Genomic DNA, 14,479 nt, shown 5'->3' with positions numbered 1-14,479 from the left:
GTCACGGCAAACCCGGTATCGCGCAGCCCCAGTGGCCCGGTCACCGACTCGTGGAGCAATTCCGGCAAGCGCTGGCCCGACGCCTCTTCCAGCACCGCACCCAGCACATCGGTGGCTATCGAATACTGCCAGCGGGTACCCGGCGGGTAACTCAAGGGCACGCTGGCGATGCGCTTCAGGTTCTCGGCAAAGCTGATTTCCGGCTCGCCCAAACCATCGGAAACCCCGGCGGTGCGGTAGGGTCCGTGCGGGCTTTCCAGAAATCCGTAGCTCAGGCCGGCTGTGTGGTTAAGCAACTGGCTGACGGTGATCACCGGGATGGTGCCATCCGCCAGCTTGGGATTGAAGTCGGGCAGCCAGCGGCTGACCGGATCGTCCAGGCCCAAGCGACCTTGTTCCACCAGGTGCATCGCGGCGGCGGATACCAGCGGTTTGGTCACCGATGCCAGGCGAAAGATCGTGTCCTCTGTCATCGGGCGCCCGTCTTCGCGGTCCGCCAAGCCGGCAGCACGGTGATAAACCAGCTGCCCGTCCCGCAGCACCAGCACCACGGTGCCCACCAGGCGATTGTCGGCAATGGCGCTGTCGACCACCGCATCCACGCGCTTGGCGAGCAGTGGGTCGTGGCTGTCGGCGCAGGCGAGGGTGGCGCAAAGGGAGGCGGCAAGGGGCACGAGGTATCTGGCAGGAGGCTGCATGGTTCAGGTCGCTCATTGGCAGTGCATGACTGCCAAATATGAACGCTGGGGTCCCGGACTACAACGTGACATTGCACAACTGCTGACTCACTGCCCATAAGCGTTCGGCCTGCTCCGGGTCGACAGCCCAGGGCCATACGCCGTTACGGCTGGTGTCATCCTGCGACCAAGCGGCCACATCGCAATCTTCGCAGTAGAGTCCGCCCATGCCCTCCAGTTGCGGGCTGACAGCGCACCACACCGAGGTCGCGGCGCCTTGCTCGGGGCTCTTGTAGTGACTGGCGCGGCGGATATTGCCGTGCTCATCCAGTGCGCCGACGAATGCCAGGTCGTCCTTGTCCAGGTAGCGGATCAGGTCGGTGAGGATTTCCCCCGGGTGCACGGAAAATGCGCGCACACCCTCCGCTTTACCCCGTCGGTCCAGTGCTACCGCGAACAGTGCGTTGGCGGTTTTTGATTGGCCGTAGGCGAGCCACTTGTCATAGGGGCGGTGTTCAAATTGCGGGTCATCGAAATGCACAGGGCTGAGACGATGGCCGAGGGATGATACCGAAACCACTCGTGCGCCATTAGCCTCACGCAGCGCCGGCCACAACCGCGCGGTTAGCTGGAAGTGGCCCAGGTGGTTGGTGGCGAACTGCGCTTCGAAACCTCGCGTATCCCGTTGCAGTGGTGTGGCCATGATTCCGGCGCTATTGATCAGAAGGTTCAACGCCCGGTCGCTGGCGAGGAAGTTTTCGGCAAAACGGTCGATGGAAATCGGGTCGAGTAAATCCAGGCTGGCGTGTTCAACACCGATGATGCCCGAGAGGTTGCGTTCGGCCTTTTCAGGATCCCGCGCGGGAACGATCACCTGCGCACCCGCGTCGACCAACACGCGAACCGTTTCCAGGCCAATGCCGGAGTAGCCACCGGTGACAATCACCGTCTTGCCTCGCAAATCGCTGCCCGCCAAGGCTTGCTGGGCGGTAGTGCCGGCATCGAAGCCGCTGCCAATTGGGGTTTGTTTGTCAGCCATGAAAGATCTCCTTATGGGAGGCCTAGAGTCTCTCGCTGGAGCCCGGACGCGGAATGCCCTAGAGTCCGTGTTTCTGTCGCGATCGTCCGGAGCTTTTATGGATACCCTTTCCGATGTGCTGGCACTGTTAAAAAGCCATCGCTCGACCTTCGCCGGCCTGGAGGCTGGGGGCACCTGGGCCATTGACTTTGCGGCGCCGGATGGCATCAAGTTCAACGCGGTGGTGGAGGGTAGTTGCTGGCTGGAAGTGGAAGGGCTGGCAGTACCGATACGCTTGTATGAGGGAGATTGTTTCCTGTTGACCCAGGCACGCCCGTGGAGGCTGTCCAGCAATCTGTGCCCTGAAGGACTCGATGCACGTGAGGTGTATGCCGATGCGGTGGGAGGCATCGCCACGGTGGGTGCCACGGTGGATCTGTTCTTGATCGGCGGACGATTTATCTACGGGGACGACGCCCGACTGTTGCTGGATAGCCTGCCGCCGGTGTTGCGGGTGAGTGCCAACTCCGAACAGGCCGCCGTGTTGCGTTGGTGCCTGGATCGCCTGGCCCGGGAATACGCCAGCCCGTTACAAGGCGCGGCGCTGATGACCGAGCATTTGGCGCAAATGATGCTGGTGCAAATCCTGCGGCTCTATCAATCTTCCATGGGTACCCATGCCACAGGCTGGCTGGGAGCCTTGGCGGATCCAAGGCTGGCCCCGGTGCTGCGGGAAATTCACGCAGCGCCCGCCCGGCGCTGGACATTGAGTGAAATGGCCGGCGTGGCGAGTCAATCCCGCTCCACCTTCGCCTTGCACTTCAAGCAACGGGTAGGGCTGGCACCGCAGGAATACCTGACCCGCTGGCGTATGCACCTGGCGGTACAGGCCTTGAAGGCCAGCGACAACAGCGTATCCACGATCGGCCAGTCCCTGGGTTATCAGTCAGACAGCGCTTTCAGCAATGCTTTCAAGCGCGTGATGGCTTGTTCTCCCCGGGAATACCGCGAGCGAACCCCACACAAGGAACCCAGTGATGAGCGAAATCCAGCAGCAGAAGGTCAAGGTCAACGGCATTGAGTTGAACGTGCACATCGCCGGCCCCGAGAGCGGCCCGCCGGTGTGGTTGCTGCATGGGTTTCCCGAGTGCTGGCACTCCTGGCGCGAGCAGATTCCGGCGCTGGTGGCCCAGGGTTATCGGGTGTTTGTCCCGGAAATGCGCGGCTATGGACAATCCAGCGCGCCGCCGGAAGTGGCCGACTATGACCTGCTGACCCTGTGCGCCGATATCCAGGGCGCCATGGACCTGTTCGGGCATCGCCGGGTCGTCATGATTGGCCATGACTGGGGCGCCGTGGTGGCCTGGCACCTGGCGTTGCTCGAGCCAGAGCGCGTCAGCCAGTTGGTGACGATGTCGGTACCGTTCGCCGGACGCTCCCGCAGGCCGGTGATCGAGATTATGCGCGAGGTGTACGCGGATCGCTTCAATTACATCCTGTACTTCCAGGCCCCGGGTGTGGCTGAAAAGGAACTGGATGCCGATATCGAGCGAACATTACGGCTGTTCATGCAGGACCAGGACGTTTTCCTGCAGAAGAAACCCGCCAGCGCGAAGCTGCTGGAAGGTGTGCCGCTGCCCGGTACGCTCCCGGCCTGGTGCAGCCAGCAGGACCTCGACGTGTATGTTCAGACCTTCGCCAATGACGGCTTTCGTGGCCCGTTGAACTGGTACCGCAACTTCGAACGCAACTGGCAGCGCACCGAGTTCCTCGCCGGCAGGCAGGTGCTGCAGCCGACGCTGTTCCTGATCGGTGACCGCGACCCGGTCGGCGTGTTCGAAGCCCACACCCTCAAGCGCATGCCCGACGTCGTGCCGAACCTGCAACAAAGCGTCCTGCCCAACTGCGGCCACTGGATTCAGAACGAACAGGGGCCGAAGGTCAACGAACTGCTGCTCGGGTTTCTAGGGCGAACGTGAACGTCGCGCCGCGTCCTGGCACATCGATCAGGCGGATTTCCTGACCGTGCAGTTGCAGGATCCGGTGCACGATGCGCAAGCCCAGGCCGCCATCGCGTCGAGCCCCGCCAATGGTGAAGGCGCGCAGGAACAGACCTTCGCGCAGATCCGCCGAAATCCCGGGGCCGCTGTCGCTCACCGTGACCTCAACAAAACCGGACTTGGGGGCCAGGGTCACTTCAACTTCGCCATTGGGCGGGGTATGGCGCAGGGCGTTATCCAGCAGGTTGGTGAGTACCCGTTCGATCAGGCCCAGGTCGGCCAATACGCTTGGCACCACCGGCGGCAGGCTGGCGGTGAGGGTGATCGCCCGGGCTTCCGCGGTCAGTTCGAACTTCTGGAAAATGTCCTGCACCAGGTCGGGTAACGAAAAGCCTTCGATGACCGGCTGCACAAACCCGTGTTCCAGGCGTACCAGTTCCAGCAGCGACTGGGCCAGCCCGCCGACCTTGCGGCTCTGGTCGAGGGCGATGCCCAGGTAACGCCGGCGTTCCTGCGGGGTCAGGCTGGCGTCTTTCAGGGACAGGGTTTCCAGGTAGCCATGCAAGGAGGCCAGCGGTGTGCGCAGGTCATGGGAAATATTCGCGACCATCTCCCGGCGCTCCTGCTCTTGATGGGTGATAGCGCGCCACTGTTCACCCAGGCGGTTCTCCATCTGCACGAAGGCGTGGTCGAGCACGGCGATTTCATCCTGGCTGGCAACCTCGGGCGCCACGGCCTGTGGGACTTTCGGTGCGCCGTTGATGTCGAACTGGCCGACCTTCTCGGTCAGTTGCCGCAAGGGCCGGGTGATCCAGGCGAACGCGGTCAAACCCGCGAGCAAGCACAACAATGCCACCAGGGCGATGGACCACAGGGCGATGTTCAGTGCCATGCCGGTGGCATCCCGGGCGTCGAACACATCATGGGCTTCGCCCAGCAGCACCACATACAGGTAGCCGGCCTGCTGGCCGTTGACCCGCAGCGGCGCGGCGCTGAACACCTTGAGGCCGTCGACGCTGCGCGGGTCGTCGCCGAGGATCGGCAGCATCGCGCCGCTGAGGAAACGGCGCACCGGTTCCAGGTTGACCTGGTCGCGGCGCAGGTGGCCGCTGGGCGCAGCGTTGCCGACCACGCGCCCGTTAATGTCCAGCAGGTACACCTCGACACTCGGGTTTACCAGCATCAACTGGCTGAACAGGTTGCGCACCGCGTCCGGCTTGAGACCGTCGGCGTCCATCAACTGCGTATCCCGGGCGATGTGCGCGGCGAGGTCGCGGGACAGGCCTTGCACCACTTCCAGTTCATGCATGTGGTTGGAGCGCACTTGCAGCCAGGCCGACGTGCCGCTGCAAATCAGCAGCAACAGCGCGAACACCAGGGACAGGCGCTGGGTAAGGGTCAGCCTCATGCCGATTGCTCGGCAAACTTGTAGCCACGGCCCCACACCGTGAGGATGCGCGCCGGGTTGGCCGGATCGGCCTCGACCTTGGCCCGCAGGCGGTTGATATGGGTATTGACGGTGTGTTCGTAACCTTCGTGGCTGTAGCCCCACACGGCGTTGAGCAGGTCCATGCGCGAGAATACCTTGCCCGGTTGGCGGGCGAAAAAGTACAGCAGGTCGAATTCCCGGGGCGTGAGGTCCAGCCGCTGGCCTTGCAGGGTGGCGTCACGGGTCAGCGGGTTGATGAACAACTGGCCGAGGTCGAGGCTGCCGGCGTCCATCTTCAAGTTGCGCGCCATGGCGTCGACCCGGCGCAGCAGCGCCTTGACCCTCGCCACCAGCTCCGGCATGGAAAACGGCTTGGCCAGGTAGTCATCCGCCCCCAGTTCCAGGCCGAGGATGCGATGCAGCTCGCTGGAGCGGGCACTGGTGATAATGATCGGCGTGTAGCGCGTCATTGCCCGGGCCCGCCGGCAGATCTCCAGGCCGTCGACGCCGGGCAGCATCAGGTCCAGGATCAACGCATCCCAGCCGCCTTGCTCCAGCAGGCGCAGGCCTTCGTCACCATCGGCACTGTGAACCACCTCGAACTGCTCGTCCCGCAGGTGCAGGCAGATCAAATCGGCAATATGGGCATCGTCCTCGACCACCAGGACACGTTTGGGCTGATCCATTGATAAAAACCTGTCTTCTTGATTCGCGCATTGTGCGGCTTTTGCAACAGTGTAGTTATCACGAATTGTTTAACTCTGCGTGAGGATTCCGCGACCACCCCGGGCCTAACCTTACTCATCGCAACGGCAAAAGTACGCCCCCCTCGCCACAGTTTGTTTATCAGCCATAGGGGCTTCGCCAGCCATCCGCACTTGTGTGAGGAGCAACTCATGTATTCACGTCGACAGATCCTGCTCGCCGGCGGCGGCCTCGGCCTCGCGGTAATCGCCGGTGGCCTGCTGCAAAAAATCAACGCCGGCCCCGCCCTGATCGCCGAAGCCGAAGCCGCCGAAAATTTCGAAGTCAGCCACACCGACGCCGAATGGCGCACCCTGTTGACCGCCGAGCAGTACGCGATCCTGCGGGAGGAGGGCACCGAACGCCCCTACAGCAGCGCCCTCAACAGTGAACACCGCAACGGCACCTTCGCCTGCGCCGGTTGCGCTTTGCCCCTGTACGCCTCAGCCACCAAATTCGAAAGCCACACCGGCTGGCCCAGCTTCTGGCAACCCCTGGAAAACGCCGTGGCCAGCCACGTCGACACCTCCTTCGGCGTGGTACGCAAGGAAATCCACTGCCGCCGCTGCGGCGGTCATCAGGGCCACGTGTTCGATGACGGCCCGGCACCCACCGGCCTGCGCTACTGCATGAACGGCGCAGCCATGACGTTCACCGCGACTTAATTCAATGTCTTCCTATAAGGGTCTACCCCATGTGGCTTTTGGTTCTCGCATATCTGGGCGGCGTGCTGACGATTGTCAGTCCCTGCATCCTGCCGGTTCTGCCTTTTGTCTTCGCTCGCACCGGGCAGCCGTTTTTGCGCAGTGGCTTGCCGCTGCTGCTGGGGATGGCGATGACCTTCGCCCTGGTCGCCTCGCTCGCGGCGGTGGGCGGCGGTTGGGTGGTGCAAGTCAATCAGTACGGTCGCTGGCTCGCGTTGCTGTTTGTTGCGCTATTCGGGCTGACGCTGCTGCTGCCAAGCCTGTCCGAGCGCCTGACCCGGCCGCTGGTGGCCGCGGGCAGTCGCCTGTCGGAAGCCGCCGGGGCCGATTCGCGGCCGCGTCCGGGCGCATCGTTCCTGATCGGCGTGGCCACCGGGCTGCTGTGGGCGCCGTGCGCCGGGCCCATCCTCGGGCTKGTGCTGACGGGCGCCGCGCTGCAGGGCGCCAGTATCGGCACTACCTTGCTCTTGCTGGCCTACGCGGCAGGGGCTGCCACCTCCCTGGCCTTGGCGCTGCTGGTCGGCGGTAAAGTCTTCGGTTTCATGAAGCGTTCGCTGGGCGCTGGTGAATGGCTGCGTCGTGGGCTCGGCGCCCTGATGTTGGCCGGTGTGGCGGCCATCGCCCTGGGCCTGGACACCGGGATCCTGGCGCGCCTATCAACGGCGTCAACCGGTGGCCTGGAACAAAGCCTGGTGGAGAAACTCAGCGCCAAGCCTGAACAGAAGAGCGGGGCGATGATGGCCGGCGGCGCGATGATGGCCGCCAACCACAGTGACACGCTGCCAGTGGAAGGCCAGTTGCCGCCGCTGGACGGTGCCGTGCAATGGCTCAACTCCGAGCCACTGACTGCCGAGGCGTTGAAAGGCAAGGTGGTGCTGGTGGATTTCTGGACCTACTCCTGCATCAACTGCCTGCGCACCTTGCCGTACGTCAAGGCCTGGGCCGAGAAATACCGCGACCAGGGCCTGGTGGTGATCGGTGTGCACGCTCCGGAATTCGCCTTCGAACGCGACGTGAACAACGTCACCAAGGCCATGAAGGACCTGGGCATCACTTACCCGGTGGCCATCGACAACAACTACAAGATCTGGCGCGCCTTCAACAACCAGTACTGGCCGGCGCATTACTTTGCCGATGCCAAGGGCCAGATCCGCTATCACCATTTTGGCGAGGGTGACTACGCCGAGTCCGAGCGAGTGATCCAGCAACTGCTGCGTGAGGCGGGCGCTACCAAGGTGGCGGGCGGCTTGATCGAAGCCGATGCCAAGGGCATCCAGGCCGCACCGGACATGAACGAAGTGCAGTCGCCGGAAACCTACCTGGGCTTCCAGCGCGCCGAGAACTTCGTGACCACCGGCACCCTGGGCACCGACAAGGTGGTGAACTACCCGGCAGCCGGCAACCTGGCCTTGAACAACTGGACCCTGGAGGGCCCATGGAACGTCGGCGGCCAGCAAGCCACCCTCGCAGCGGCCAACGGCAAGATCGTCTACCGCTTCCACGCCCGTGACCTGCACCTGGTGCTGGGCCCGGGCGCCGACGGCAAGCCGGTGCGCTTCAAGGTCAGCATCGACGGCCAGGCGCCGGGGGATGCCCACGGCACCGACGTCGCACCGGATGGCAGCGGCACCGTGACCGAACAACGCCTGTATCAACTGGTGCGCCAGCCGGGCGCGGTCAAGGACCGGACCTTCACCATCGAGTTCCTGGACCCGCAAGTGGCGGCCTATGCCTTCACCTTCGGCTAACCCATAGCGAAATTTGGCATGGTTAACCCGATCAATGTAGGAGCTGGCTTGCCTGCGATAGCGATGTTGAATTCACCACCTCAATCGCAGGCAAGCCAGATCCCACAGTTGACCGCATTTATCCTGATGTTTCGGAGTGACTGAGATGAAACTGCTTAAGTACTTACCGGCCCTGGCGTTCGCCGCCTTTGTCGGCCACAGCTCGGCGTTCTCCTTCGGCCCGTCCGACGACGCCGTGGCCATCGCGCCGCCGGCCATGGACCTGCCGGCAGACGCGAACAACCTGCAAACCGCGGTCTTCGCCGGCGGCTGCTTCTGGGGCGTGCAGGGTGTGTTCCAGCATGTACAAGGGGTGAAAAACGCCGTCTCCGGCTATGACGGCGGCGCGGCGAGCACCGCGCAGTACGAAAGCGTCAGCGGCGGCGATACCGGCCACGCCGAGTCCGTCGCCGTGACCTACGACCCGAGCAAGGTCAGCTACGGCAAGCTGCTGCAGATCTACTTCTCGGTCGCTCACAACCCCACGGAACTCAACCGCCAGGGCCCGGACAGCGGCACCCAGTACCGCTCGGCGATCTTTGCCCAGAACGCCGAACAGCAAAAAGTCGCCCAGGCCTACATCGCCCAGCTCGACGCCGCGAAAGCCTTCGACAAGCCGATCGTGACCAAGATCGAGATGGGCAAAGCCTTCTACCCGGCGGAGTCCTATCACCAGGACTTCCTGACCGAAAACCCGTCGTACCCCTACATCGTGATCAACGACCTGCCCAAGGTGGCCCAGCTGAAAAAATTGTTCCCTGAGCAGTACCGCGCAGAACCGGTACTGGTGAAAAACCAGTAGACCTATGATCGTTCCYACKYTSGACGATCGTTCCCACGCTCTGCGTGGGAATGCCGCCAGGGCGCTCTGCGTCCGCTCTTGAAGTCGTGACGCGGAGCGTCACCGGATTCATTCCCACGCGGAGCGTGGGAACGATCAGCGTGGGAACGATCATCAGACGACTTCAAGGTAGGAGCTATGAATCGCCCGCGCCAACTCCCGCACGGTGTCGATAAAATCCGTCAACCGGCTATGCAGCCCATCCTCCAGAATCTCATCAATCCCTGTATACCTCAGCCGCGCCTCAAACTCCGCCGCCAAACGCTGGGCCGTACGCCCATAACTCCCCGGCAGGTCCGCCAGGATATGGCTCAACTCCTCGATACACGCATGCAACGAGCGCGGCACATCACTGCGCAACAGCAACAACTCCGACACCGACCGCGCATTCAGCGCATTCGGGTACAGCTCGGTATACGCCTCAAACGACGACAGCGCCCGCAACAACGCGCTCCACTGGTAATACCCGCGTGCCGAAAGGTCGCTGACTTCCTCGGACTCTTCCCCAAACATTTCATACCGCGCGTCCAGCAACCGCAACGTGTTATCCGCCCGCTCGACAAACGTCCCCAGCCGAATAAACCGATACGCATCGTTACGCATGATCGTCCCGGACGTCGCCCCACGAAACAGGTGCGAGCGCTGCTTCACCCAGTCACAAAAGTGGCTGATGCCATGCCGCGCCAACCCGCCGGCCGCAATACTGCGCATCTCCAGCCAGGTGGCGTTGAGGTTTTCCCACATATCAGCCGTGATCCGCCCCCGCACCGCATGGGCATTACCCCGTGCAGCCCGCAGGCAGTTGTAGATACTGGCGGGGTTTTCCTCGTCGAGGGCGAAGAAGTGCAGCATGCGCTCGGCGTCCAGTTGCTGATGGCGCTCAAGGTAACTGTCCAGGGTGCCGCTGCTGAGCAGCGACATGGCCAACTCGTCCAGCCCGTCACTGCGCCCGGCCTGGGGCATCAACGACAGCGAATAACTGACTTCCAGCATGCGCGCCAGGTTCTCGGCACGCTCCAGGTAACGGGACATCCAATACAGATCTGCGGCGGTTCTACTCAGCATACTCAGCCCTCCACCACCCAGGTGTCCTTGGTTCCGCCGCCTTGCGACGAGTTGACGATCAATGAGCCTTCGCGCAGCGCCACGCGGGTCAAGCCACCGGGTACCAGGCGGGTTTCCTTGCCCGAGAGCACGAACGGTCGCAGGTCGATATGCCGCGGCGCGATGCCGTTTTCGACAAACGTCGGGCAAGTGGACAGGCTCAAGGTCGGTTGGGCGATGTAGGCATGAGGGCGGGCCTTGATACGCTGGCGGAAGTCCTCGATCTCGGCCGCGCTGGACGCCGGGCCCACCAGCATGCCGTAGCCGCCGGAACCCTGGGTTTCCTTGACCACCAGCTCCGGCAGGTGCGCCAGTACGTGGGACAGCTCATCCGGCTTGCGGCACTGGAACGTCGGCACGTTTTGCAGGACCGGCTCTTCATCCAGGTAGAACCGGATCATCTCCGGCACGTACGGGTAGATCGACTTGTCGTCCGCCACGCCGGTGCCGATCGCATTCGCCAGCACTACGTTGCCCGCGCAGTACGCCGCGACCAGGCCGGGCACGCCGAGCATCGAATCGGGGTTGAAAGCCTGCGGATCGAGGAAGGCATCGTCGATGCGGCGGTAGATCACATCCACGGCCTTGGGGCCGTCGGTGGTACGCATGAACACCTTGAGGTCGTGCACGAACAGGTCGGCGCCTTCCACCAGCTCCACGCCCATTTCCCGGGCCAGGAATGCATGCTCGAAGAACGCGCTGTTAAACCGGCCCGGCGTCAGCACCACCACATTCGGGTTGTCCAGGCGGCTGGAGCTTTTCAGGGTCTTGAGCAGCAGGTTGGGATAGTGGTCCACCGGGGCGATGCGTTGCTTGGCGAACACCTCGGGGAACAGGCGCATCATCATCTTGCGGTCTTCGAGCATGTAGCTCACGCCGCTGGGGGTACGCAGGTTGTCTTCGAGCACGTAGTAGGTGCCGTCGCCATCGCGCACAAGGTCGACCCCGGAGATGTGCGAATAGATATCGCGGTGCAGGTCCAGGCCGACCATGGCCTTCTGGTATCCCTCGTTGCCCAGCACCTGATCGGCGGGAATGATCCCGGCCTTGATGATGCGTTGGTCGTGGTAGATGTCGGCAAGGAACATGTTCAGCGCATTCACCCGCTGGATACAGCCGCGCTCGATGACACTCCACTCACTGGCGGGGATGCTGCGGGGGATGATATCGAAGGGGATCAGGCGCTCGGTGTCTTGCTCGTCGCCATACAGGGTGAAGGTGATCCCCGCGCGGTGAAACAGCAGGTCGGCTTCACGGCGGCGCTGGGCCAGCAGTTCTGGCGGCGTGTTGGCCAGCCAGCGGGAGAATTCCTGATAATGCGCACGGCAAACGCCTTGTGCGTCATTCATTTCATCAAAGAAAGATCGAGCCATTCCAATTACCTTGTCAGTGCCGGGACTAACTGCGCTTTGGCACTGCCGCTTTAGAAAACGCATTTTTTTATGAGCCCGTGGCTGATGGTGCCAGCAGGCCTGGTCCTTACTTTCTTTTGGGGTGGGCTCTGGGTCGGGGGGTAACGATTGCTCCTGTATCCGGGCAGATAAAGGACTAAAGCAATGCCTGTGCCATCCACCTTGTGGCGAGGGAGCTTGCTCCCGCTGGGCTGCGCAGCGGCCCCAAAAAGGAACCAGACCGCTGCGCACCGGAGCGCTGTCCCGGTCCAGTGGCACCAAGCTCCCACGCCACCGATGCGGCCCTATCGCCTCAAAACGGTGCACTGATTACTTGAACTTTGCACCAGCCCGGTTCTTCTAAACTGCTTCAAATGCCAGCACGGAGCACGGATGTGCCCAGAATCATCTCACCCGACACCCCGGAATCGAGCCTGACCGACCACAGCGAACACAACGCGAAGATTTTCGGTTCGCCCAAGGACCGTCTCGACTTTTACCGGCGTGAAATCCAGTACGAAACCAGCATCCTGGCCAACCGCACCGACGCCTACCTCACGGCCCAGTCATTCCTGGTAATCGCCTTCGTGTCCGGCATGGGCAACCTGAACCCTGAATGGGGCAAGCTGTTCACCCTGGTGGTGCCCGTGTTCCTGGCGACCCTGGGCATTCTCAGTTCCCTCAACGCCTGGCCGGGGATTCGGGCGGCCTACGAAATCATCGACCACTGGCATTACAAGCAGAGCGAACTGCTGCGCAGCGAGCCGGTGATGGGCCTGGCCTACGATGAGTCGCCACTGTTCAGTGAGATGGAGTCGTCCCACAAGGGCTATCGCAAGTCGCTGTTGTTCTCGATGCGCGCGCCCTGGCTGTTCATGGTGTTCTGGGTGATGCTGGGGGCCTACGCGTTTTACATCCAGGTGGACAACCCCGGCTCATAAGCAATTGGAACTTCACCGACCCGCACGGGACCTTACCTTTACGCAGCCTGCGTTTTCCAACAGAGGTGAGCCATGAGCACAGACAACGACCCGCAAACCAGCAACCGTAACGATCCCGCCATCGACCGCGGCGAACCGGCCCCCGGCACCGCGGCCGACGCGCCGAAAGACCCGACGCCTGCCAGCGACCCCAAGGCCAAGGAAAACGACTACAGTCCAGACTTCAAGCCCGAGCGCGAGCCCAAGCCTGAAACCGATGCCGATATCGATACCCAAGGCGGTTAGAGGAGACGGTGATGTCAGTTGAAATAGACGAAGACGATGAACTCAATGACCCGGGCAATGAAGACCCGGGTTCATTGATGGATGATGCCGAAGTACCGCTTAACGACCTGGATGATGCCGCTGACGTCGGCAACACTGAAAACCAGGAGTAGACGTCATTGTTGTGCCTGGGCACGTCGTTCATACCACGCCAGCATCGGCTGCGTGCTGAGACCATGAACGACGATGCTCAGGGCAATGACTGACAGCGTCAGGTTCACCGCGACCGCGCTGCTGGTGCCCACCAGCCCGTGGTTGATGGCATAGAACAGGTAGTAGATGCTGCCGATCCCGCGAATCCCGAACCAGCCCACCAGCCCGCGCTGATGGCGATTCAGCAAGCTGCCCCAGGGTATCGACAGCACGCTGAGGGGGCGAATCACGCAAAACAGCACCGCCCCCACCGCCAGCGCCCGCCAGTCCCAATGGCTGACCAGCACCACGCCCAGCAGGGTCACCAGGAACACTTCCATCGAACGCTCCACCAGCCCACCAAAGGCGAGCATGTCGCCCATCATCACCCCGGCGGCGATCTGCGTGTCCTGCAGTTGCCCGACATCGCCATGCAACGCATGCTCCGGCTCAACTTCCATGTGGCCAACCACCGGCTGTGCCAGATGTTCCGCCGGGGTTTGTGAGTTGCCGGTGGACTTGAACTCGGCCTGGCGCAGCCCGAGGCCGGCGGCAAATACCGACAGGAAGCCGTAGCCGCCGATGGCTTCGGCCATCACATAGGCGAGGGCGATCAGGGCCAGCGTCAGGTAGTCATTCGGTGACAGGGTGCTGTCGGCATTGGTGATACGCATCTTCAGGGTGACGCGACCGATGCCACGCCCCATCCAGTAGCCCACGAGCAACCCGGCAGGTACGGCCCAGAGCAGGTTTTTCAGCACCCAGCCGCCCAGCCAGTCACCGTCGAACCCGCCGTGCTGCATGAAAATCAGCGCAAAGATCACGAACGGGAAGGCCGTGCCGTCGTTCAAGCCTGCCTCACCGGAAAGACCGAAGCGCAGCGCGTCATAATCCTGCGCGTTATTGACCTGCACCAGGCCCGCGAGCACCGGGTCGGTGGGCGCAAGAATCGCCCCCACCAGCAGTGAAACCCCCCACGACAACCCCAGCAGCCAATGCAGCACCAGGCACGTCCCGAGGATGGTCAAGAGCATCACCGGCCCGGCCATGCCAAACGCAATGCGCCAGGTTCGGTGCTTGAGGGGCAGGCGCAGTTTCAGCCCGCTGACGAACAGCGAAAACAGCACCGCGACTTCCGTCAGGTGTTCCATCCAACTGGCCGAGGCCTTGATGTCCAGATGCAGCAGGTCCATGCCCAGCGGGCCGATACCCACGCCGAGCAACAGGCACACCGCCGAGGTGGTGACCGGCATCCAGCGCAGGTAGGAGGAGGTGAGGGCGAGGGTGAGCAACACCGCGCCCAGTACGGCCATCCATAGGATGAAGGTCATTGAATAGTCCCGGGCATGGTCTGTGTGAACGTTGGAGGTTTGCCGGGAGAGAGAGG

At 62.7% G+C, this 14,479-nt stretch carries 15 protein-coding genes; 8 read left to right on the top strand and 7 right to left on the bottom strand.

Going from position 1 to position 14,479, the window contains the following annotated elements; genetic code table 11:
* Both JV201_RS29750 and JV201_RS14780 read right to left on the bottom strand, forming a co-directional pair.
* On the bottom strand, window positions 1-698 hold a 698-nt coding region (locus tag JV201_RS29750), incomplete at its 3' end, for a serine hydrolase (protein ID WP_257903224.1).
* 58 nt (window positions 699-756) lie between these two features.
* A complete protein-coding gene (locus JV201_RS14780) occupies window positions 757-1,716 on the bottom strand; it encodes an oxidoreductase (RefSeq protein ID WP_219405613.1) in 960 nt (319 codons plus the stop codon).
* A gap of 97 nt (window positions 1,717-1,813) precedes the next feature.
* Between JV201_RS14780 and JV201_RS14775 the strand changes: the two genes are divergently transcribed.
* Window positions 1,814-2,776 carry an AraC family transcriptional regulator gene (locus tag JV201_RS14775; RefSeq protein ID WP_219405612.1) on the top strand — a complete coding sequence of 321 codons (963 nt, stop codon included), beginning with the start codon at window positions 1,814-1,816 and terminating at the stop codon, window positions 2,774-2,776.
* Window positions 2,733-3,674: an alpha/beta fold hydrolase gene (locus JV201_RS14770; RefSeq protein ID WP_219405610.1), complete on the top strand. Its 942-nt coding sequence runs from the start codon at window positions 2,733-2,735 to the stop codon at window positions 3,672-3,674. The genes JV201_RS14775 and JV201_RS14770 overlap by 44 nt, the downstream gene beginning before the upstream one ends.
* On the opposite strand, the gene JV201_RS14765 is transcribed toward JV201_RS14770, so the two are convergent.
* Together JV201_RS14765 and JV201_RS14760 are read right to left on the bottom strand one after the other, a co-directional pair.
* Window positions 3,637-5,103, bottom strand: coding sequence for a HAMP domain-containing sensor histidine kinase (locus JV201_RS14765; protein WP_219405602.1), 1,467 nt, complete (start codon window positions 5,101-5,103; stop codon window positions 3,637-3,639). The two genes, JV201_RS14770 and JV201_RS14765, sit on opposite strands and share 38 nt — an antisense overlap.
* Complete coding sequence (locus JV201_RS14760) at window positions 5,100-5,810, bottom strand: response regulator transcription factor (RefSeq protein ID WP_003217086.1); 711 nt, start codon at window positions 5,808-5,810, stop codon at window positions 5,100-5,102. Before JV201_RS14760 ends, JV201_RS14765 begins: the two co-directional genes overlap by 4 nt.
* Before the next feature lie 210 nt (window positions 5,811-6,020).
* On the opposite strand from JV201_RS14760, the gene msrB reads away from it, so the two are divergent.
* From msrB to msrA, 3 genes are all read left to right on the top strand, one after another.
* On the top strand, window positions 6,021-6,533 hold the full coding sequence (gene msrB, locus JV201_RS14755) for a peptide-methionine (R)-S-oxide reductase MsrB (RefSeq protein ID WP_177010013.1): 513 nt from the start codon (window positions 6,021-6,023) through the stop codon (window positions 6,531-6,533).
* A 29-nt stretch (window positions 6,534-6,562) separates the two neighbouring features.
* Window positions 6,563-8,320, top strand: a complete 1,758-nt coding sequence (locus tag JV201_RS14750; RefSeq protein WP_087692313.1) for a cytochrome c biogenesis protein DipZ — start codon at window positions 6,563-6,565, stop codon at window positions 8,318-8,320.
* A gap of 145 nt (window positions 8,321-8,465) precedes the next feature.
* Window positions 8,466-9,161, top strand: a complete 696-nt coding sequence (gene msrA, locus JV201_RS14745) for a peptide-methionine (S)-S-oxide reductase MsrA (protein ID WP_008433754.1) — start codon at window positions 8,466-8,468, stop codon at window positions 9,159-9,161.
* A gap of 153 nt (window positions 9,162-9,314) precedes the next feature.
* Here msrA and JV201_RS14740 read toward each other — a convergent pair whose 3' ends face one another.
* Window positions 9,315-10,265: an alpha-E domain-containing protein gene (locus JV201_RS14740; protein ID WP_003217078.1), complete on the bottom strand. Its 951-nt coding sequence runs from the start codon at window positions 10,263-10,265 to the stop codon at window positions 9,315-9,317.
* 2 nt (window positions 10,266-10,267) lie between these two features.
* Entirely contained in the window at window positions 10,268-11,677 is a 1,410-nt protein-coding gene (locus JV201_RS14735; RefSeq protein WP_003217076.1) for a circularly permuted type 2 ATP-grasp protein, read from the bottom strand.
* 413 nt (window positions 11,678-12,090) lie between these two features.
* Between JV201_RS14735 and JV201_RS14730 the strand changes: the two genes are divergently transcribed.
* The 3 genes from JV201_RS14730 (at window position 12,091) to JV201_RS14720 (ending at window position 13,073) form a co-directional block, all read left to right on the top strand.
* Window positions 12,091-12,636 carry a hypothetical protein gene (locus JV201_RS14730; RefSeq protein ID WP_003217074.1) on the top strand — a complete coding sequence of 182 codons (546 nt, stop codon included), beginning with the start codon at window positions 12,091-12,093 and terminating at the stop codon, window positions 12,634-12,636.
* A gap of 72 nt (window positions 12,637-12,708) precedes the next feature.
* Complete coding sequence (locus tag JV201_RS14725) at window positions 12,709-12,921, top strand: hypothetical protein (protein ID WP_177051709.1); 213 nt, start codon at window positions 12,709-12,711, stop codon at window positions 12,919-12,921.
* A gap of 11 nt (window positions 12,922-12,932) precedes the next feature.
* Window positions 12,933-13,073, top strand: coding sequence for a hypothetical protein (locus tag JV201_RS14720; protein ID WP_003217070.1), 141 nt, complete (start codon window positions 12,933-12,935; stop codon window positions 13,071-13,073).
* 3 nt (window positions 13,074-13,076) lie between these two features.
* Here JV201_RS14720 and JV201_RS14715 read toward each other — a convergent pair whose 3' ends face one another.
* Window positions 13,077-14,423 (bottom strand): sodium:proton antiporter, encoded by a 1,347-nt coding sequence (locus tag JV201_RS14715; protein WP_219405600.1) that lies wholly within the window; start codon window positions 14,421-14,423, stop codon window positions 13,077-13,079.
* Between the last annotated feature and the right edge of the window lie 56 nt (window positions 14,424-14,479).

The sequence above is a fragment of the Pseudomonas sp. Colony2 genome (assembly GCF_019382755.1).
In the GTDB taxonomy this organism is placed as follows: Bacteria; Pseudomonadota; Gammaproteobacteria; order Pseudomonadales; family Pseudomonadaceae; genus Aquipseudomonas.
This window is presented reverse-complemented; position numbering and strand designations above follow the sequence as displayed.

Coding starts and splice junctions, on each gene's coding strand:
- JV201_RS14780 (WP_219405613.1), bottom strand. CDS start 1,716: ATGGCTGACAAACAAACCCCAATTGGCAGCGGCTTCGATGCCGGCACT.
- JV201_RS14775 (WP_219405612.1), top strand. CDS start 1,814: ATGGATACCCTTTCCGATGTGCTGGCACTGTTAAAAAGCCATCGCTCG.
- JV201_RS14770 (WP_219405610.1), top strand. CDS start 2,733: ATGAGCGAAATCCAGCAGCAGAAGGTCAAGGTCAACGGCATTGAGTTG.
- JV201_RS14765 (WP_219405602.1), bottom strand. CDS start 5,103: ATGAGGCTGACCCTTACCCAGCGCCTGTCCCTGGTGTTCGCGCTGTTG.
- JV201_RS14760 (WP_003217086.1), bottom strand. CDS start 5,810: ATGGATCAGCCCAAACGTGTCCTGGTGGTCGAGGACGATGCCCATATT.
- msrB (WP_177010013.1), top strand. CDS start 6,021: ATGTATTCACGTCGACAGATCCTGCTCGCCGGCGGCGGCCTCGGCCTC.
- msrA (WP_008433754.1), top strand. CDS start 8,466: ATGAAACTGCTTAAGTACTTACCGGCCCTGGCGTTCGCCGCCTTTGTC.
- JV201_RS14740 (WP_003217078.1), bottom strand. CDS start 10,265: ATGCTGAGTAGAACCGCCGCAGATCTGTATTGGATGTCCCGTTACCTG.
- JV201_RS14735 (WP_003217076.1), bottom strand. CDS start 11,677: ATGGCTCGATCTTTCTTTGATGAAATGAATGACGCACAAGGCGTTTGC.
- JV201_RS14725 (WP_177051709.1), top strand. CDS start 12,709: ATGAGCACAGACAACGACCCGCAAACCAGCAACCGTAACGATCCCGCC.
- JV201_RS14720 (WP_003217070.1), top strand. CDS start 12,933: ATGTCAGTTGAAATAGACGAAGACGATGAACTCAATGACCCGGGCAAT.
- JV201_RS14715 (WP_219405600.1), bottom strand. CDS start 14,423: ATGACCTTCATCCTATGGATGGCCGTACTGGGCGCGGTGTTGCTCACC.